Here is a 19,512-nt window from a genome sequence, read left to right as displayed (position 1 = left end):
TTCAGGGGGGCTAGCCTGCGGCCACCCTCGGACGTCCGCTTGCCTCGACCGTGATCAGGGCCTCGACAAAAACATCCTTTGCCTCGACTCGCGCGGTTTTGATGTCACGATCCACGATCACGCGAATGTCTTCTGCGCCGGCTTCTCGTACTGCGCCCTCTGCTTCGGACATCAAAACCTTTTCCAACAGGGCCAGGGCGTCCTCTGACGCGGCGAAATCCTTCGGGCCATCCTCCAGATGCACACGATATCGCCCTTCCGCCGGGGATGTGACCGTGCCCGAGCGACGCAGAGTCAGCCGCCCCACGACAGCACCAATCGCATTGGCCACGCCCGCATGTTCCGGCAGGATCATTCGGCAATGCAGCCGCTCACCTACGGCAGGGTAGTAACTGGGGGCCGACGCCCCAAGGCCCACCACATCCACATTCAAAGCAGCACTCAGCGACAGCAACCCACGGTGTTGTGCCAACCCGCGCTGTGTCAGCACATGACGCGCCAAGTCTTGCGAAGGCAGGCCAAAACCAACCTGTTCTTCGTCAAAAGCAGCCTCTAACAAAGTCAAACTGGTCTGTTCCGTCAATTGATCCACGATCATCTGGGCCAGCGCTTCGGGGGAGTTTGCCAACATATCCCCTGACCCGACCCGTTTGCGCGCCAACAGGTCCAATGCCTTGCGCGCCGCATCGACATCCCAGGCACGAACCCGCCCCAACACGTGGCTGGCATCAGATGGCGTAACCCCCGACACCTGGATGATTCCGCGATCGACAAGGCGCATCAGCGCCCCGTTCTCCATCCGCGACCGCAGCAGGGCGCTCAGGGGCAGAACGTGATCTCCCAGCCTCTCCAACAGGCTTTCTTCCCGCGCACCTACTCCTTCAGCATGGATGCCGGGCACGCGGCGGGCAAAGCGCGTATCATGCTCGCCCACGGTCGTGGCCCGCAATTGTTCATCCAGTACTGAATGCACAACGTCGGGTGCTTCTGATGCGATCAGCGAAACGGGCAACACGCGACGCGGGCCCAGGAAAACACCGCCCCGCAACCCTTCGGTCGCAACATGAACCTGACTGTCGCCGCCCAGACCGTGGGTTCGCATCGCCACGGCTTCGACCATGGTGCGAAACCCACCCACCTGCGCCCCGGCCGGGTCGATCGCGGGCTTTCCGTCCCGGATAAGCGCCACATCAGTGGTGGTTCCCCCGATGTCCGAGACCAGTGCATTCTCCGCTCCGGTAAGCCACCGCGCCCCGACGATAGAAGCCGCAGGCCCGCTGAGGATAGTCTCAATCGGCCGTTCCCGCGCCTGTTCCGCGCTCATCAGGGCGCCATCGCCGCGCACCACCATCATCGGTGCCGAAATCCCCAGCGCGTGCAGCTGATCCTGTGCACGCCCGATCAGGCGGTCGATCATCCCGATCAGCCGCGCATTCAGAACAGCCGTCACGGCGCGTTTCGGACCATTGAGCTTGGCGGACAAATGATGCGAGCAGGTCACTGGCGCCCCGGTTCTTTCCGAGATCATGCGCGCCGCTTCCAACTCATGCGCCGGGTTGCGGGTGGCGAACTGGGCAGCAACCGCAAAGCCGGAAATCCCCTTATGCGAGTCCAAAAAGGCCTCAAGCGCTGCGATATCCAAGGCCGCAGCCTGCCCACCGGAATGGGTATGCCCACCGGCAATCACCAGGGCCGGATCGCCTTTCAACGCCTCTTTCAACCCGTGTTTTTCAAGATCACTGTCCTTGAACCCGATATAGATCAACGCGACACGGCCGCCCTGCCCCTCGACCAGAGCATTCGTGGCCAGCGTCGTCGACAATGACGCCATCGAGATCTGATCCGGCGTGACCTGCGCCTCTGCCAGCACAGACGAGATCGCCTTGCCCACACCAATCGCCAGATCCGCCCGGGTGGTCAGCGACTTGGCCGAGGCGATGACCTCTTTCTCATCCCTGATCAATACCGCGTCGGTATAGGTCCCGCCCGTATCTACCCCCAAAGACACCGTCATCGGGTCCTCCTCACTGTTCGCTGGGGATGGGTGTAGCGGTTATGCACGACACGTCCAGCCTGTTTGCGGCAATTATGACAGTTGTTCCACCGCCCAGCGCGCCGCGTCGGCCACGGTCTCGTCGGGGTCTTCCAACAGACGCTGAGCCACTGCTTTCAATTTCGACTGTCCCGAGTTTCCAATGGCATACAGAACGTTGCGCACGAACCGGTCCCGCCCGATACGTTTGATCGGCGAGCCCGAAAACTTTGCACGAAAAGCAGCATCGTCCAGCGCTGCCAGTTCTTCCAAACCGGGCGCTTTCAGATCGTCCCGGGCGGCATAGCGCATATCGCTCGCGGCGACGGCAAACTTGTTCCATGGACAGGCCGCCAGACAATCGTCGCAGCCATAGATCCGATTGCCCAACTTACCGCGCAGCTCATGGTCGACCGGGCCTTTATGTTCAATGGTCAGATAGGAAATGCACCGCCGTGCATCCAGTTGATACGGGGCCGGAAACGCATCGGTCGGGCAACTGTCCAGACAGGCGCGGCACGACCCGCAATGATCGATCTCTGAATTGTCTGCTGGCAGGTCCAGAGTAGAAAAAACAGACCCTATAAAGGCCCAATTTCCCCATTCGCGGCTTACAAGATTGGTATGCTTGCCCTGCCACCCCAGTCCGGCGGCATATCCCAGCGCCTTCTCGGGAACCGGCGCGGTATCGACAAATACCTTCACCTCGCCTCCGGCTTCGGCAATCAGCCATCGCGCCAACCGCTTCAGCCGCTTCTTGACCAGATCATGATAGTCCTTGTTCTGCGCATAGACCGAAATTGCACCACGATCCGGGTGTTTCAGAATCTCCGTCGGGTCATGTTCCGGCGTATAGCTTTCGGCCAACATGACCACCGATTGCGCCTCGGGCCAAAGGGCGGCAGGATCGCCACGCCAATGTGTGCGTTCGGCCATCCATCCCATTTGCCCGTGGTATCCGGCGTCCAGATATGCCCGCAAGCGTTTCGGCACCTGTGGAACATCCCAAGGGCGGCACACGCGACAGGCAACAAACCCCTCTGCCAAGGCTTGTTGCACCAGCTTTTCCTTAAGATCCGATCCGCTCTTCATCTGGCCAAAAATATCCTCGGGGGGAATCGCGCCCACGGCGCGATGGGGGGCAGACGGCCCCCCTTGCGCACCCTATCAGAAATCCAGATCAGCGTAATGGGGCGGCGGTCGGAACCCTGGCACCTGATCCGCCAGAATTGACCGAAATGCCGGTCGAGACTTGATCTTGGCATACCAGTCCTTGACCACCTGACTGCGGTTCCAGTCCACGTCCGAGATGTAATCCAGCGAAGACAGATGCGCGGCGGCCGCGAAATCCGCCAATGTCATCTGATCCCCGGCCAACCAACGGCGGTGATCCAGCAGCCATGCCATGTAATCCAGATGGTACTTGATCGCCTTGGCACCTTGTTTGACATTCTTGCTGTCCGGATACCCCTGCCCTGTCACCTTTTTGTTCACTCGCTCATACAACAGCTTCGATGTCACCTCGTGGTGAAACTTGTCGTCAAACCACCCGACCAGCCGTCGCACTTCGAACCTGGCTTCGGGGTTTTTCGGCATCAAAGCTGGCTCAGGCCGGGTTTCTTCGATGTATTCGCAGATGGCCGCGCTTTCCGACATGATCTGGCCGTCCAGACGCAAAACGGGTACTTTTCCCGCCGGGTTGCGCCGCAGAAAGTCGGGATCCTGTTCCCAGTATCGCTCTTCTACCAGCTCAACCTCGATCTTCTTCTCCGCCAGCGACAGACGGACCTTGCGGCAATACGGAGAGAGGGGAACGTGAAACAGACGCGCCATGGACTTCCATTCGAACCAGTGAATACCCGACAGATTTACCCTTGGCAGATAGCGGGTTTCAATCCTCGAAACAATCCGCGCGACCATCTGCGCGGATGGTGGCCGCCCCATCGAGGATTGAAGCCGCCCGTCTGCGGGTGTGCGCAGTCGGGTCCGTGACCGACCGGTTGCGCGGGGACGGCAGGATTGCGGCAATCCGTGCCGCCTGAACCGAAGTCAGCTTTGCCGCGCTGGTGTTGAAATAGCGTTGCGCCGCAGCTTCGACCCCAAACACGCCATTTCCGGTTTCGGCGACATTCAGATACACCTCAAGAATACGCTGCTTGCTCCAGAATATCTCAACCAACGGCGTGATCGAGGTTTCCAAAGCCTTGCGCACCCAGCTGCGGCCCTGCCAGAGGAACACATTCTTCACCACCTGTTGCGTGATGGTCGACGCACCGCGACTTCCGCCATCCTCAAGCGCATCGCGAATGGCTTCAACGTCAAATCCCCAATGCAGACAGAAATTTGCGTCCTCAGCCGCCACAACCGATCTTGCCATGATCGGGGCCATGTCCTCGATCGGCACCCATTCGCGTTCAACCTTTCCCAGCCGGCGCCATTCCGACCAGATGGTATGAGTCACGGGCGGGTTCACGACCGAATAAACCAGGACCAGAGCAACCACGAGACACACGACTGCCATGGCCGCGCGCGCTACCCAGCGGCGAATCTGCCGCGCCACCGGTACTTTCTTTCTGGATGCCTTGCTTTTTTTACCGCCGGATTTGCGGGCTGCTTTCTTCGCCATGCCTCAGCTATACGACGCAGGGTTCCGGTTTGAAACGGCCTAAATCGCGAAAACACGCGCCTCGCGCGGATGAACGATCGGGCGCGCGGTTTTCAGCGACATCGGATCAAGCCCTGCCAACTCGGGAAACAAGTGCAGCACCTCGCTTTGCGTTTCACGATCCGAGGCCGACAACGCGTGCCCGGGGTAATAGCTTTCACTTTTTGCTCCGTTGGCGATGACGATCTCATGCTGTTTGAACAAGAGGTGGAAATATTCAACCTCACCGCCCTCGACCCGTGTCACCGTGTCACCGTTGACCAGAGTATGCGCCGGAACCAGCGCTTCGGTATGGCCGAACAGATAGGACGCCTGCCAGTCTTCGATCAGCATCCGATGCTGCGGTGAAACCAGCAAGGGGCGATCCAGACCAAACACCCCGGCATCGAAACGGATTGGGGCCAATTTACCTTCGGCTGCGACGGTTGTACACCCGACCCAGATCAAGGGTTGTGGTCCGTGATCCACCGTGATGACCAGATCACCAGCCTTCAAACCCTCAACCGCGCGCTCACCTTCCGGTGTGGCGATCATGGTCCCGGCCGTAAAGCACGGCGGCCCAAGGTTACCGACATTCAGCGGGCCTGACGTGTTGACAAAAGTGGTCGACACCAGCGTTCCGGGCTGCAGCACCTGGCCGTCTGTGGGGGTGAAAGCCCGCGACCCATCAGCAAGGTAGAACGTGGTTCCTGTATAGGTCACGTTCCCAACGCCTGACACGTTGATCGTTACGGTATCGCCTGGCCAGGAATTTGTAACGTCTTGCCCGTTGACCGTGTCACCACTGGGTGCGTCAATAAGATTGTCATCATTCGCATCAGTCAGGGTGAAATTGCTGACCGCGACGGCCGTTCCCGCTGGTGGCGGGCTTGCGGGATCAAAGGTGAAGAACTGATCGCGATATGTCGTTGGCATCCTGTTGCCCCTACTCTGTCACCATTAGAAACCGAAACAGGCAATGGCTATCACTACAAGGTGAAAAAAGCATGGCGAAATTCGGAAGAACAGGCAAGAATCCCACCGAAACCTCACAAAAACTGTGGCCCCGCGTGCTGCAAATGGCACGCGGGACCGGTTTTTTGGTGGAATTTTGGCTTACTCCGCCGGAACTGCCGTGGCTTCTTCGCTCAGCGGGTGGCTGAGTTTGTTGAGCATTTCTTTGGGACAAACCTGTAAGAAGTTGCCCTTTTCCACATCCCAATGCTGGAGAATATCCGCAGCCTTGCGGCTGTAAGTCTCCTCGGCGTGACGCGTGATCAGGGCTTTCAATTGATCCACCCAATGGTCCACGGTGACCGGGCAGGTCACAAGCGTTTCCTTGTTCATCAACGCTTCGGCCTTGCCTTCAGGATCATACAGATATGCCATGCCACCGGTCATCCCGGCACCGAAATTGGCCCCGATATCACCAAGAATCACGGCCACACCGCCGGTCATGTACTCACACCCGTTCGAGCCACATCCTTCAACCACAACTTTGGCGCCCGAGTTGCGCACGGCAAACCGTTCACCCGCGCGGCCGGCCGCAAACAGATGGCCGTCAGTTGCACCGTAGAGAACCGTGTTGCCGATGATTGTGTTGTCGTCTGCCTTCAGCGGGCTGACCTGCGGCGGGCGCACAACGATCGTGCCGCCAGACAGGCCCTTGCCAACATAGTCATTGGCATCCCCCGACACTTCCAGCTTCAGACCCGGGGCAGCGAAAGCCCCCAGAGACTGACCGGCCGAACCCTGGAGTTTCACGTGCAGGTGGTCATCCTGGAACGTGTTCCGCATGCCGAAGTTCTGCACAATGTGGCTGGAAATACGGGTTCCGACAGTGCGGTGCGTGTTCTGGATGGCATATGACAACTGCATCTTCTCGCCGTCCTTCAGGAACCGTGCCGCATCGCGCACGATCTCGGCATCCAGCGTGTCGGGCACGGCGTTGCGGTCCTTGTCGCGATTGTACACGATGTTATGCGCACCATCGACGGTGATCAGCAGCGGGTTGAGATCCAGATCGTCCAAATGTGCCGAACCCCGGCTAACCTGCGCCAGCAGATCGGCCCGACCGATGATTTCATCCACGGAACGCGCGCCAAGGCTGGCCAGCAGCTCGCGCACTTCCTGCGCGTAGAAGGTGATCAGATTCACCACCTTGTCCGCGTTGCCGGTGAACTTGGCACGCAGCGATTCATCCTGCGTGCAAACGCCGACGGGGCAGGTGTTCGACTGGCATTGACGCACCATGATACAGCCCATCGCGATCAGGGCGGCGGTGCCGATGCCGTATTCCTCGGCCCCCATCATCGCCGCCATGACGATGTCGCGCCCGGTGCGCAGGCCGCCATCGGTGCGCAGAGTCACCCGGTCGCGCAGGTTGTTCATCGCCAGAACCTGATGCGCCTCGGTCAGGCCCATCTCCCAAGGCAGACCAGCATATTTGATGCTGGTCGCGGGTGAGGCACCCGTACCGCCATTGTGACCCGAAATCAGGATAATATCCGCTTTCGCCTTGGCCACACCGGCAGCAATCGTGCCAACGCCCGAAGACGCCACCAGTTTCACCGTCACCTTGCAGCGCGGGTTGATCTGTTTCAGGTCATAGATCAGCTGCGCCAGATCCTCGATCGAGTAGATGTCATGATGCGGCGGCGGAGAAATCAGCGTAACGCCCTTGGTGGAATGCCGCAAACGCGCGATCAGGTCGGTGACCTTCATGCCCGGCAGCTGGCCGCCCTCGCCCGGTTTCGCACCTTGGGCAACCTTGATTTCCAGCTCTTCGCACTGGTTCAGGTATTCGGCGGTCACACCAAACCGGCCCGAGGCCACCTGCTTGATCTTGGCCGAGGGGTTGTCGCCATTCGGCTCCGGCACGAAGTGTGCAGGATCTTCACCACCTTCACCCGAGTCGGATTTCGCTCCGATCCGGTTCATGGCCACGTTCAGCGTCTTGTGCGCCTCGGGGCTGAGCGCGCCCAGTGACATGCCCGGCGTGACGAAACGCTTGCGGATTGAGGTGATCGATTCCACCTCTTCAATCGGCACCGGTTTGCCCAATGGTTTGAAATCCATCAGGTCGCGCAGATGGATCGGCGGGTTCGATTGCATCTTGGCAGAATACTGTTTCCACAGCTCATAGGACGCCTTGTTGCACGCCATCTGCATCATATGCATCGAGGTCGCTTCCCACGCATGGGTTTCACCCGATTGCCGCGCCTTGTAGAAACCACCGATCGGCAACACGTCCAGACCACTGTTCCAGCCCTTGGCGTGGATTTCTTCGGCCTTTGCCTGAATACCGGTGACGCCGATGCCGGAAATACGGCTGGTCATACCCGGGAAGTACTCGGCGACCATCGCGCGGCTCAGGCCTACAGCCTCGAAATTCAGACCTCCACGATAAGACGAGATCACCGAAATTCCCATCTTGGCCATGATTTTCAACAGGCCTTGGTCGATGGCTTCGCGGTAGCGCGCAACATTTTCGGTCAGGGTGCCGTCCAGCAGCCCACGATCGATGCGATCGGCCAGCGAGTCTTCGGCCAGATAGGCGTTCACAACGGTCGCGCCACAGCCGATCAGAACCGCAAAGTAATGCGGATCGACACATTCAGCCGAGCGTACGTTCAAGGAACAGAACGTCCGCAGGCCCTGACGGGTCAAGTGTGAGTGCACTGCGCTGGTGGCAAGGATCATCGGCATCGCCACACGATCTTCACCCGAGTTCATGTCGGTCAGCACCAGATGCCCTGCGCCGGACCGGACAGCCTCTTCAGCTTCGGCTCTGACACGGGCCAAAGCAGCGCTCAGCGCGCCTTGACCAGGCTCAAAGCTGCAATCGATCTCGGCCAGCGGAGCATTGAGGTTCCCAACCAGTTCATCCCATTGTGCGTTTCCGACAAAGGGGCTTTCCAGAACGATGATCTCGGTCTGGCTGCTGTCCTCATCCAGCACGTTCTTCAGGTTCCCGAACCGGGTTTTCAAGGACATGACGCGGTATTCGCGCAAACTGTCGATCGGCGGGTTGGTGACCTGGCTGAAATTCTGCCGGAAGAAATGGCTGAGCGGGCGGTATTGCTTGGACAGAACCGCCGAGGGCGTATCGTCACCCATGGACGCCAGCGCTTCTTTGCCATCTTCAGCCATAGGCGCAAGAATCTGCTCCAGCTCTTCGACTGAATAGCCTGCCGCGATCTGGCGCTTGCGCAGATCTTCACCCGAAAAAATCGGCTTTTCGGTCACGCCTGCCAACGCCTCGTCCAGATCGTTGATCTTGCCGACCCATTCGCCAAACGGCAATGCGCTCGCCAGTTTGTCCTTGATCTGCTTGTCGCGGTACAGCTTGCCCTTTTTCATATCGACGGCCAGCATCTGACCGGGGCCCAGCGCGCCTTTTTCGGTCACTGTGGACTCATCAATCGGCACCATGCCGGCCTCGGATCCTGCAATGACAAGACCATCGCCAGTCACGACGTAACGCATCGGACGCAGGCCGTTACGGTCCAGCCCGGCACAGACCCAGCGGCCATCGGTCATGGCCAGCGCAGCCGGGCCATCCCAGGGCTCCATCACCGAGTTGCAGTAGGAATACATATCGCGCCACGCCTGCGGCAGTTCCACCGCCTGCTTGGACCAGCTTTCCGGAACCAGCATGGTTTTCGCCATCGGGGCCGAGCGGCCCGCGCGCACCAGAACCTCAAAAACCGAGTCCAATGCTGCCGAATCCGACGAACCTCCGGCGATGATCGGTTTGATATCCTCGGCATAATCCCCAAACGTCGAGGACGCCATGCGGATCTCGTGGCTTTTCATCCAGTTGATGTTGCCTTTCAGCGTGTTGATCTCACCATTATGCGCCAGCATGCGGAAGGGCTGCGCCAGCCACCATTGCGGGAAAGTGTTGGTGGAATAGCGCTGGTGATAGATTGCGAAGGCGGATTCAAACCGTTCGTCCATCAGATCGGGATAGAAGACGGCAACCTGCTCGGCCAGCATCATGCCCTTGTAGATGATCGAACGGCAGGACAGCGACGCCAGGTACAGCCCGGAAATACCGGCAGCCGAGGCGGCCTTTTCAATACGGCGACGAATGACATAGAGCTCGCGCTCGAAGGTTTCTTCGTCCACGCCCTTGGAATTCGAGATCAGGATCTGCTCGATCTCGGGCCGGGTGGCGTTGGCTTTTTCACCCAGGCAGGTGACATCGACCGGCACATGACGCCAGCCGTAGATGTAATAGCCCATGCGCAGAACTTCGGTTTCCACGATGGTCCGGCACTGTTCCTGTGCGCCAAAGTCGGTGCGCGGCAGGAAAACCTGACCAACGGCGATCAGTTCATCCAACTTGGGCTCGTGGCCTGTGCGCCTGATCTGATCGTAGAAAAACGACACCGGAATCTGCACGTGAATGCCCGCGCCATCGCCGGTCTTGCCGTCCGCATCAACCGCGCCGCGGTGCCAGATCGCCTTGAGTGCGTCGATACCGGCGTCCACAACCTTGCGCGATGCTTTCCCATCCACGGACACAACGAGACCCACGCCACAGGAAGAATGCTCTTCTTCCTCGGAATAGAGACCATTTTCAGCCATCCATTTGCGCTTGGCTTCTTCGGCCCGCACCCAATCGGCATCATATTTGGTCATTGGCTGTCTCCTTCGTCAGAGGGGGCATACATGGCTTCGACCTCGGCTTTGGTCATCTGCCGGCGTTCGCCTTCGAACGCGTAGCCCTCGGGCTTTTTGTCGATGTAAAGTTCAAGTTTCAGCGGATTGCCTGCGGCGTTGTCGAACAGGCCGGCCGCCATCTGTGTCTGGCCGTGCATCTCGCCCGGAAGCGTGATCCGATACCAAAGCGCCGAGCCACAATCGGCGCAAAAGGCGCGCTCGGCCCAGTCAGAGGAAGTGAAGGTTTTGACCGGGCCAAGCGCGGCATAGCCTTCTTCGGCCTGAAACGTCACAAGCATGGAACTGGTCCAGCGGCGGCATTGGTCGCAATGGCACGCCCCAAGCGCATCCCGCGCCGGAGTTGCCGTCACCGTGACCGCGCCACACATGCATTGGCCTTGCAATTCAGGCATTTCAAACCCTCCTGGTCGCCGGGATTACTCAGCCGCAACGGCAGATTTCGCATTGAAGCGTTCGATGATCGTATCAGCGCAGTCACGACCGTCCCGAATCGCCCAGACCACCAGCGAGGCACCGCGCACGATGTCACCGATTGCATAGACTCCGTCCATTTCGGTCTCGCCGGTTTGGAACGCCGCCTTGATCGTACCCCAGCGGGTGACCGGCAGGTCGGGTTGTCCGAACAGCGTGGGCAGGTCTTCAGGTTCGAATCCAAGCGCCTTGATCACAAGATCGGCTTCTTCGACATAGTCCGCGCCCTCGATGACTTCGGGGGCCTGACGACCGGACGCGTCTGGCTGTCCCAGGCGCATCTTCTGAACGATAACACCCTTGACCGTGTCTTCACCCGTGAACCCTTTGGGTGCGCTGAGCCATTCGAAGATCACACCTTCTTCTTCGGCGTTCTGTGTTTCACGCTGTGATCCCGGCATGTTGGCGCGGTCCCGGCGATACAGACATTTGACAGAAGTCGCGCCCTGGCGGATCGAAGTGCGGACGCAATCCATCGCGGTGTCACCGCCGCCAATCACGACAACTTTCTTGCCGTCGGCGTTCAAGCGACCGTTGTCGAATTCTTCGACCTCGTCGCCAAAGCTCTTTCGGTTCGAGGCCGTCAGGAAGTCGATTGCCTTCTCGATCCCGGCCAGACCGCTGCCCGGCATTGCCAGGTCGCGCGACTTGTAGACACCGGTCGCAATGATAACGGCATCATGCCTGGCCCTGATTTCCTGGAACTTGGCCGCGTCCACGTCGCAGTTCAGAACAAACTCGACCCCACCATCTGCCAGCAGGTCATTGCGGCGCTGAACAACGTCTTTTTCCAGCTTGAAACCCGGAATGCCATACATCAGCAGACCACCGGCCCGGTCATAACGGTCGTATACCGTGACCTGGATACCAGCCTGGCGCAGCATATCCGCGGCGGCCAATCCACCGGGGCCTGCACCAATGATACCCACGCTTTCAGCGCGCTCGACCGATGGAGCGACCGGCTGGACCCAGCCTTTTTCCCATGCGGTATCCGTTATGTATTTCTCGATCGAACCAATCGTGACCGTTCCATGGCCCGACTGTTCGATCACGCAGTTGCCCTCGCACAGGCGGTCCTGTGGACAGATGCGCCCGCAGATCTCGGGGAAGGTATTGGTGGCCTGGCTTACCTGGTAGGCTTCTTCCAGACGTCCGGTCGCAGTCAGGCGCAACCAGTCGGGAATATTGTTGTGCAACGGGCAATGCGACTGGCAGTAAGGAACACCGCATTGGCTGCACCGACTCGCCTGTTCGGCTGCTTTTTCAGCGGCGAACTCGGAATAGATCTCGTCAAAGTCGTCCTTGCGGTCATTGGCAGCACGCTTTTCCGGCATGACGCGGTCGATCTGCACAAATTTCAGCATCGGTTGCTTGGCCACGGGTCAGACTCCATGAATTGGCTAGGTTCCGTTTCTTTACGGGATGAACTTTTGGATGAAAAGTCAATTATACTGACCTAAATTAAAAAAATGCAGCGCGCCTTTAAGAAAAAGGAAAAATAATTGGAAATTTTAGATCCGATTCGGACCTATATGCGCGCTTTCCTTTTTTCCATCGCCCTTATACCCATAACCCACAAAGAACACGTGGCAGCAGCACGGCAGGGCAGATGAGTTTGTTTCACCTGATTCTCGTAGCAATCATTCAGGGAATCACTGAGTTTTTGCCCATATCTTCATCCGGTCACCTGATCCTGCTACCCAACCTGTCGGGGTTGCAGGACCAGGGTCAAGCCATTGATGTCGCGGTGCATGTGGGAACCCTGGGCGCCGTGGTGCTGTATTTCTGGCCGGATGTGAAACAGGCCATTGCCGGGTTGCCGCGCGCGCTGACCGGACGCGCGGATACACCGCAGGCCCGGCTTGCTCTGGGCCTGATCGTTGCAACTGTTCCTACCGTGATCGCGGGCCTCATTCTGCATGTCACCGGGTTGAGCCAGGCCATGCGCTCGATCACGGTCATCGGATGGACAATGCTGGGTTTCGGTCTGCTGCTGTATTGGGTGGATCAGAAGGCTCCTGAAACCAAAGGGGCCGAAAACTGGGGAATACGCGACGCGCTCATCATGGGTCTGTGGCAGGTTCTTGCCCTGATCCCTGGCACGTCCCGTTCCGGGATAACCATAACCGGCGCGCGGCAATTGGGATACACCCGTGAAGACGGCGCGCGGATTGCCATGCTGATGTCGATCCCGACAATCCTGGCGTCGGGCACTCTGCTGGCATTGGATGCCGTGCGCGGGGCCGATATGCAACTGGCCCGGGATGGGGCCATTGCGGCACTGTTTGCCTTTCTTTCGGCCCTGCTAGCACTTAGCTTGATGATGCGGCTTCTGCGCAGCGTCAGCTTCACACCCTACGTCATCTACCGTGTCATTCTAGGCCTGATACTTTTGATCATGGCCTACAGCTGATCAGATGCGCAGGTTTTTGGCCGAGTTCTGAATGTCGTCATACTGACCCGAGGGGCGGAACTTCCACAGGTATTCCGGCAGCACCGATTCCAGCGTGGTCGGTTCAATCCCAAGATCTGCAAATGACTTGGCACCCTCGGCGACAACATTGTCATGGCGCAGGTTCTTGAGCTGGTCGCGGGTCAAAATGTTGTTGGGGAACAGCTGGAAGCTGACAAACTTAACCATGTCCAGCACACCGGCCATAATCCGGGCAACAAAGAACGGCAGACCGATGATGACGCGGCGACGGTGAATCACTTCAAGCATTTGCTGCATCAGGGCGCGGAAGGTTTTCACCTCGGGACCGCCAAGCTCGTAGATACCCGGCTCTGCCTGTCCCAGAACACCTTTGACGGCAGCCTGCGCCACATCGTCTACATAAACCGGCTGGAATTTTGTCTCGGCCCCGACCAAAGGCAGGAACGGTCCCAGGCGGGTCATTCCGGCGAAACGGTTGAAGAACTGGTCTTCGGTGCCAAAAATCACCGAAGGACGCAGGATCACGGCATTTGGCATATGCTTCAAAACGCCCGCTTCGCCATGTGCTTTGGTCCGGGAATACGCGCTGGCTGAATTCGCATCTGCACCGATGGCCGAGATATGTACCATCCTTTTGATGCCCTGCTCGGCCGCCAAACGCGCGATGCGTTCAGCTCCTTCGGTCTGTACGGTATCAAAACCGTTCTTGCCAAGCTCGTTCAGCACACCCACGCAGTTCACAACCGCATCGGCGCTCTGCATCGCCAGCGCCACCGAGGCATCATCCCGGATATTGCACAGCACCGGTTCGACCTGACCCACGGCACCATAGGGTTTGACGAACATGGCCTCGTTCGGGCGACGTACGGCTACCCGGACACGCCAACCCTCTCTCGCCATGCGCCGCGCGATGTAGCGACCGACAAATCCCGATCCGCCAAAAATCGTCACCAGTTTCGACATGAGAGGGCTCCTGCTGAGAAATTGCGCCCTAGAACTAGCGCCCGCAGGCCGGGCAAACAAGGCGCTAATTCGCCGCGACAGTGTTGAAAATCATGGGCTGAAAACACCGGCCGGGAACCGAAATAAAAAAACTTCAAAAAATCTCACCGAATCTGGTTGACGCCCCCCACGACTAGGCTTAAACGCCCCTCCACGACACCTGCCCAGGTGGCGGAATTGGTAGACGCGCTAGCTTCAGGTGCTAGTGTCCGTATGGACGTGGAGGTTCGAGTCCTCTCCTGGGCACCACATCTCAACGCAAAGCATTGAAAAACAATCGGTTCTTTGAGCCGTGATTGTGTATCCCCTAATTTATCCCCTAAATTTTCGTTGATGCTACCATGTTTTAGTCTGTGGCTATTCCATTTGCGGCTATGTGTTCGCCGTAGTAGATGCGCGTTGATTGAGCACCGCAAACCCCATAGAAAATGAAACTATGCCGACTGAATTTTTGGAGCTCGGACCAAAAAACAGCAAGAGCAACCATTCTTTTTGGACACGTCCTTGGTGCGCCGATGGATTCCCCAGCAATGACAGCAATCGCCAATGCGATGGCCGAACAGGATCTCAGAGTAGTTCGATTTGTATTCTCCTACATGGCAAATCGATGAGCAGAGGGCACCAGAAAGCCCCCGCCACGCGCCGACAAACTTAACTCAGAGTACCTAGCTGCAATAAATGCACTCCATATCGATGGCCCGCTGATCATCAGCTGGAAGTCGATTGGCGAGCGTGTCGCGAGTATGATTGCGGATGAGCTGTTTGAAGCGGATCGCATCGCTGGGTTACTCTGGCACCAATATCGGCCACGGCTTGCCAGAGGCAAGATCGGGATGGCGCGGCTCACCTTCCGGCGCGCCGTTTTCATCGCGCACCCTGTCGATTTCTTGAAGCACGCGCGCGGCTGCATCGCGGGGCCCGCCGTCCGTGGTCATCGCCAAGAGCTTCTTACGAAGCTCGGCTGCCGCGACGGGCACCACGTCGAATGCACCGCGCCATTGTTCGGATGGCACGTGCTCCGTGACAGTTCCCTCAATGGTTCGCCATGAAATCAATGAGCGCTGAAGCCTGTTCTCTAACTCTACAAGTAGAAGCAGTCCGTCGGGTTCGCCGCTCTCGGCTACGGCGTTTGCCAGCAGCGGCAACGCCTTTGGCGAAATGCCTTCTTTCAGAAGGCCGTATGCGTAGTCGCGCAGTTCTGAATGCGCGTTCAGCAAACCGGCGATTTCCTGCGACGTATACCAGCTATCGCGGCCGTCGATCTTGCCTTCCAACGCCAAATCAAGATAGCGGCGAGCCGAAGCGAGTGTGTGCTGACGCCGAACTGCGTCGCGCCATGCTCTATTGCCGCAGAAAGCGGTGTCATTTTCCGCGAGCCGGAAAAGCGCTTCTTCGATCTCGGGCGACTGTACGTTCTCGCATGCTCGGATCATTTCTTCCAGGAAATGCGGCTCGCGCTGCCGGGGTGGCAATGCCGCTATCGTGTCGGCAAGCTGCGCGGGATGGTCGGTGAATGGCAGTAGAAGGAGCCAGGCCTTCAATTGCCATCCCTCATCCAGTATCCAAGCGTGCTTCTTGGCATCCTCGAACACATCATCAATTCCGGCTTGCACAATTCTGAATGGGATTGTTTCGCCCGAGAGGACCAGATTCAGCACCAGCTTCGCCCGCACCGCTTGCGGCGCGATCGACAAGAGCGCGTTTATCGTGTCAGCTCGCACGCCATGCGGAAGACGTACGGCCTGAGTCGCCAGTGTGACTGCATGCTTCTTTTGCGCCTCGTTTGCGCCCTCGTCGATGAACGGCGCAATGGCCTCGAATATTGCCTCTGCTTCGTTGCAGGTCAGTGTGGCGCAGCGGGCGCGCGCCGCGCGCATTTCTTCCACGCGAGAAAAATCCACGCTCCCCGGGAAGCGGCGGTCACCCTTGGGCTCGTTTGCGAGAATCCATTGCATCTTGAGCACGAGTGCGGCCGCTTCGCCGAATTGCTCGTCAGGCAAATAGCTGATCATTAGCGTCGTCGTTTCCGGCGCTTTGATCTCCGTGAAGGCTTGCTGATACGTGTTAGTGTAAACCATACGCGCTTCGTTCGTTGCCTCGCCCTGCCGCCAGTGCTCGGCCTCGGCCTGCAGGCGGAACGCCCGGTAGCGGCGCAATTCGTTATCGAGCAGCTGCTTGAGCATCCGCAACAACGCGACAGACGGGAAATGGCCGATCAGATCAGCCACTGCTGACAGTTGGCCTCGTGTTGCAGCATCACCGCTGGCGATCAGTCGCTCGCCCCATTGCTCAGCCAACTGCGAAACCGTCGCCTTCGCATCCTGGAGAAATGGTCGTGCCTTGTCGCCTTCCTCATCGCGGCGACACAGCAGTTTCGCCAGTTCGCAAATTTCTTCATTGTTCGCTGCTGCCGCGCGTTCCTGGACGGCGGCGGCAAGGCTCGCGCCAGGCACGTGTGCGATGCTATCGCAGAGGCAGTAATATCGATCGCTCAGACTTTTCTCGTATCGGTTAAGTTTCTTGATCTCGGCAAAGAGGGCGAGCTTGGTATCGATGAGTTTGCCAACGCTGACGGGACCAAGGACTGACGCAGCAGCCTCGGCGCGGCTATCCATGCGTTCATGTGGGGCGAGCACCATCTCCAAAAGGGCGTCGTCTTCAACGACGATACCAGACGCGGCCAAGATGTTATCCGCGCCGAAAAACAGTTCGCGTCCCTCGCGAAGTCGCTTGAGCAATCCCAGCGCGACCGCTTGATGGTATTGCTTGCAGGCTTCGTAGATTAATCCTGCTTCGCCGTCCTGCTTTCGTTGAATTTCAATGGTCGCAACAAGCTCGGTCAGTTCCGCGCTATGATCCTTGCCGTCGCGCGCGTACACAAGCGCGCGCAAGCGCTCGTAACCAGAAACCTCCGGCTGCACGCGAGCGCGCGCAGCTGCGAGCCGCTGCTGTACAGCATTGTCGTCAATCTCTTCGAGGTGGCCCTTCCGGTAAATTAGGTCAAAGGTTTCATCACTTGCCGTACTCAAGACGTCTGCGACATGGCGGTCGGCGCGACGGAACGACATTACGTCCACGGCGGTGGCCATCAGATCAGGGTCTGCAGAGTTCTTCGCGATGAAGACGGCAAGGTCGAGTCCGTCTACGCCGCTTCCATATGCAATCTCTGAAACGATCGTCTTCCGCACTTTCCCCGGCAGCGTGAGGATGTCCTCAGCAGCATCCGGTCCGAGAACCGAAGGGCGAAATAGGCGTGCAGCCCGCAAAGCCGGTAAGCTTTTCTGGTCGTTTTCGCTCGTAATGAGTGGCCACACCAAATCGCGAAACTCTGAGCGGCCCGACGTAATCATGAAACGCACAGAACGATCAAGCTTGCCTGGTGTGTGCCAGCGCCGTACGAGGTTCTGGATTGGTTGGGAAATCTGAGCCCAAACTGTATCCGTCGCGCGGAAGATCATTTCTGCCGCTAAGATTGGATCGACCTCGAAGGCAGTTAGGATTGTCAGACCGCAAGCAAGCTGTTGACGCGCGTCGCCGCGCGCCATCCGCTCCACTGCGAATAGGATCGGCTCTTCCCAGGACGTTAGGTTTAGGATGTCTACCTTCAGCTTCTGAAGCGCCTCCGAGTCGACGACGCAATCGAGCATCGCACGTTCGACATTATTGGAGGCGTACCATTCTTGGAACTGCTGGTGCTGGAACGAATATCCAGCGGGCTCGCCCGTACGGACCAGAACATGATGGCTCACGAGCGCATCTAGAACTTCGGTGTTTTGCAGCTTGATCGTGAGCTGGCCGTCCTCGACGAGCAAGTCGCCCGTCTGCGCGACGGAGCGGCGTGCGTTCGCCTCCGGAATAAATGTGTTCGCGGCATCCGTGGCCGTCACCGCCAGCGCGCTCAGAAACTCGGTCTGGAGGCCCTTGACGGCTTCGTTCAGCAGCTCGGCGTGATCGGCTTGCTGTTCGTGCGCCCGAACAAAGCGGCGTAGGATTTCCTCTTTTGTCTTCGGAAATGGATGGCCATCTGGCAACGAGAGCAACGCAGTCAGATAAAGGGGGATGCTGATCAACTCGCGCACCCCTGACGTGCGCCATGCTTGATCGACAATGCGCGCTCCGTCGTCGCCGCGCAATTCCCGCGCGATTGCCATTTGCTCCGCTTCAACGAGTGGCTGAAGCTTTACAGCCTTACCTTCGAAGGGAACGTCGAGCGACTGCTTCCGCGTCGACACGAAGAGTCCAAGCTCTGGCAAATCTGCCTGAATGCGCTTCAGTTCAGCGGTCGCGCGCCGGCGCGCTTCAACGTCGAGTTCGTTCCAGCCGTCGAGTAGAAGGTAAACGCCCGGTTTTTGTGCTACTGCGCGGAAATCGTCTTCGGTGATCTTTCCGCGAAAGGTCGAACGGCCCAGAACGGAATCGATAAACGTCTTGTTTTCGGTTCCCCAATCCGCAAGCGGAACGAAGATGGGCGTTTCGCCTTGAGCGATTAAACCCTCCGCAACTTGGAGCAGCGTCGAGGTCTTCCCCATGCCGGGCGGCGCGACTAGGACCAGATCGCCAAGTTCACTCAAGGCGCGTGCGAGCGCTGTTGTCTGCACGGGCTTGTCCAGCGCCGCCATCTGGACGGTCAAGGCCACGTCCGTCAACGGCCATTTCTCAGAGCGTCGGAAGACGTCAACATCAGCCGAGGCCGACTCATGCAAGCGTCTTTCAGGTTCGCCTTTCGAGATTTTGGCAGGCTGAGCGGCATCATCATAGAGAACGCTGCGATGAGAATGCGCTTCTGCCTCCTTCTTCCAGCAACGCAGAAGTTCAACGGTGAACTTTGGGTCGTCCGAGTCGACCGACCTTGCGTGTAGCTTGCACATCCAAATCCCGTTTTTCGCCGATCGACGTTCGGCCTCGCTCATTCCGGGGTCATAGCGGGGACCACCCGGCGCCGCGGCACAGATATGAGACGCTTCACCTAGCATGATTTCGCCGTCGCCATCTGAAGTCGCGCCGACCGTTGGGCGCCTGCATTCTGGGTCTGAGCAAAGCCATCCAGAGCGCTTCGCGATCTGGAGCTTTGTCTTCTGCTTGAAATCGTCTCTGTTGGTTCTGCTTGCCATCAGGTTTTTTCCGCCTTTTGGCGTTAGTTTTTCACAGCTACCGCAACTGGTTGGCTGCAATTGCACCAGAGCTTGAACGCACAGTGCTTATCGATCAAAGGGGTCGTAATAGCTAGTTTCTCTGGTT

The 19,512-nt window shown here is 58.5% G+C and carries 11 protein-coding genes, 1 tRNA gene and 1 pseudogene; 3 read left to right on the top strand and 10 right to left on the bottom strand.

Annotation, left to right across the window (positions count from 1 at the left end):
- Window positions 1-10: 10 nt before the first annotated feature.
- The 8 genes from AC2FFD_RS21220 to AC2FFD_RS21185 all read right to left on the bottom strand — a co-directional run bounded on the left by AC2FFD_RS21220 (window position 11) and on the right by AC2FFD_RS21185 (window position 12,217).
- Window positions 11-2,014, bottom strand: a complete 2,004-nt coding sequence (locus AC2FFD_RS21220; protein ID WP_496874067.1) for a hydantoinase/oxoprolinase family protein — start codon at window positions 2,012-2,014, stop codon at window positions 11-13.
- A gap of 72 nt (window positions 2,015-2,086) precedes the next feature.
- Window positions 2,087-3,124, bottom strand: coding sequence for a tRNA epoxyqueuosine(34) reductase QueG (gene queG / locus AC2FFD_RS21215; protein ID WP_480685492.1), 1,038 nt, complete (start codon window positions 3,122-3,124; stop codon window positions 2,087-2,089).
- 75 nt (window positions 3,125-3,199) lie between these two features.
- Complete coding sequence (gene fzlA, locus AC2FFD_RS21210) at window positions 3,200-3,865, bottom strand: FtsZ-binding protein FzlA (protein WP_170345944.1); 666 nt, start codon at window positions 3,863-3,865, stop codon at window positions 3,200-3,202.
- Between the two features lie 58 nt (window positions 3,866-3,923).
- The gene (mtgA, locus tag AC2FFD_RS21205; RefSeq protein WP_425079496.1) at window positions 3,924-4,658 is read right to left on the bottom strand and encodes a monofunctional biosynthetic peptidoglycan transglycosylase; all 735 of its coding nucleotides are present in this window, start codon (window positions 4,656-4,658) and stop codon (window positions 3,924-3,926) included.
- Between the two features lie 39 nt (window positions 4,659-4,697).
- Window positions 4,698-5,612: a Hint domain-containing protein gene (locus tag AC2FFD_RS21200; protein WP_496874066.1), complete on the bottom strand. Its 915-nt coding sequence runs from the start codon at window positions 5,610-5,612 to the stop codon at window positions 4,698-4,700.
- Between the two features lie 180 nt (window positions 5,613-5,792).
- A complete protein-coding gene (gltB, locus tag AC2FFD_RS21195; protein ID WP_496874065.1) occupies window positions 5,793-10,325 on the bottom strand; it encodes a glutamate synthase large subunit in 4,533 nt (1,510 codons plus the stop codon).
- On the bottom strand, window positions 10,322-10,759 hold the full coding sequence (locus tag AC2FFD_RS21190) for a GFA family protein (protein WP_496874064.1): 438 nt from the start codon (window positions 10,757-10,759) through the stop codon (window positions 10,322-10,324). Before AC2FFD_RS21190 ends, gltB begins: the two co-directional genes overlap by 4 nt.
- Before the next feature lie 24 nt (window positions 10,760-10,783).
- Window positions 10,784-12,217, bottom strand: a complete 1,434-nt coding sequence (locus AC2FFD_RS21185) for an NAD(P)-dependent oxidoreductase (protein ID WP_496874063.1) — start codon at window positions 12,215-12,217, stop codon at window positions 10,784-10,786.
- A 230-nt stretch (window positions 12,218-12,447) separates the two neighbouring features.
- Here AC2FFD_RS21185 and AC2FFD_RS21180 point away from each other — a divergent pair, with 230 nt between their 5' ends.
- Window positions 12,448-13,251, top strand: coding sequence for an undecaprenyl-diphosphate phosphatase (locus tag AC2FFD_RS21180; RefSeq protein ID WP_496874062.1), 804 nt, complete (start codon window positions 12,448-12,450; stop codon window positions 13,249-13,251).
- On the opposite strand, the gene AC2FFD_RS21175 is transcribed toward AC2FFD_RS21180, so the two are convergent.
- A complete protein-coding gene (locus tag AC2FFD_RS21175) occupies window positions 13,252-14,235 on the bottom strand; it encodes a complex I NDUFA9 subunit family protein (RefSeq protein WP_480685499.1) in 984 nt (327 codons plus the stop codon).
- 201 nt (window positions 14,236-14,436) lie between these two features.
- Between AC2FFD_RS21175 and AC2FFD_RS21170 the strand changes: the two genes are divergently transcribed.
- A tRNA-Leu gene (locus AC2FFD_RS21170) sits at window positions 14,437-14,523 on the top strand.
- A 179-nt stretch (window positions 14,524-14,702) separates the two neighbouring features.
- A pseudogene (locus tag AC2FFD_RS21165) lies at window positions 14,703-15,059 on the top strand (alpha/beta family hydrolase); the annotation flags it as partial.
- Here AC2FFD_RS21165 and AC2FFD_RS21160 read toward each other — a convergent pair.
- Window positions 15,060-19,385 carry an NACHT domain-containing protein gene (locus tag AC2FFD_RS21160; protein WP_496874061.1) on the bottom strand — a complete coding sequence of 1,442 codons (4,326 nt, stop codon included), beginning with the start codon at window positions 19,383-19,385 and terminating at the stop codon, window positions 15,060-15,062.
- Between the last annotated feature and the right edge of the window lie 127 nt (window positions 19,386-19,512).

Source organism: Ruegeria sp. YTSC002, from assembly GCF_059609845.1.
This window is presented reverse-complemented; position numbering and strand designations above follow the sequence as displayed.

What these genes read in the sequence shown, in the direction of transcription:
- AC2FFD_RS21220 (WP_496874067.1), bottom strand. Translation starts at nt 2,014, where the DNA reads ATGACGGTGTCTTTGGGGGTAGATACGGGCGGGACCTATACCGACGCG.
- queG (WP_480685492.1), bottom strand. Translation starts at nt 3,124, where the DNA reads ATGAAGAGCGGATCGGATCTTAAGGAAAAGCTGGTGCAACAAGCCTTG.
- fzlA (WP_170345944.1), bottom strand. Translation starts at nt 3,865, where the DNA reads ATGGCGCGTCTGTTTCACGTTCCCCTCTCTCCGTATTGCCGCAAGGTC.
- mtgA (WP_425079496.1), bottom strand. Translation starts at nt 4,658, where the DNA reads ATGGCGAAGAAAGCAGCCCGCAAATCCGGCGGTAAAAAAAGCAAGGCA.
- AC2FFD_RS21200 (WP_496874066.1), bottom strand. Translation starts at nt 5,612, where the DNA reads ATGCCAACGACATATCGCGATCAGTTCTTCACCTTTGATCCCGCAAGC.
- gltB (WP_496874065.1), bottom strand. Translation starts at nt 10,325, where the DNA reads ATGACCAAATATGATGCCGATTGGGTGCGGGCCGAAGAAGCCAAGCGC.
- AC2FFD_RS21190 (WP_496874064.1), bottom strand. Translation starts at nt 10,759, where the DNA reads ATGCCTGAATTGCAAGGCCAATGCATGTGTGGCGCGGTCACGGTGACG.
- AC2FFD_RS21180 (WP_496874062.1), top strand. Translation starts at nt 12,448, where the DNA reads ATGAGTTTGTTTCACCTGATTCTCGTAGCAATCATTCAGGGAATCACT.
- AC2FFD_RS21175 (WP_480685499.1), bottom strand. Translation starts at nt 14,235, where the DNA reads ATGTCGAAACTGGTGACGATTTTTGGCGGATCGGGATTTGTCGGTCGC.
- AC2FFD_RS21160 (WP_496874061.1), bottom strand. Translation starts at nt 19,385, where the DNA reads ATGGCAAGCAGAACCAACAGAGACGATTTCAAGCAGAAGACAAAGCTC.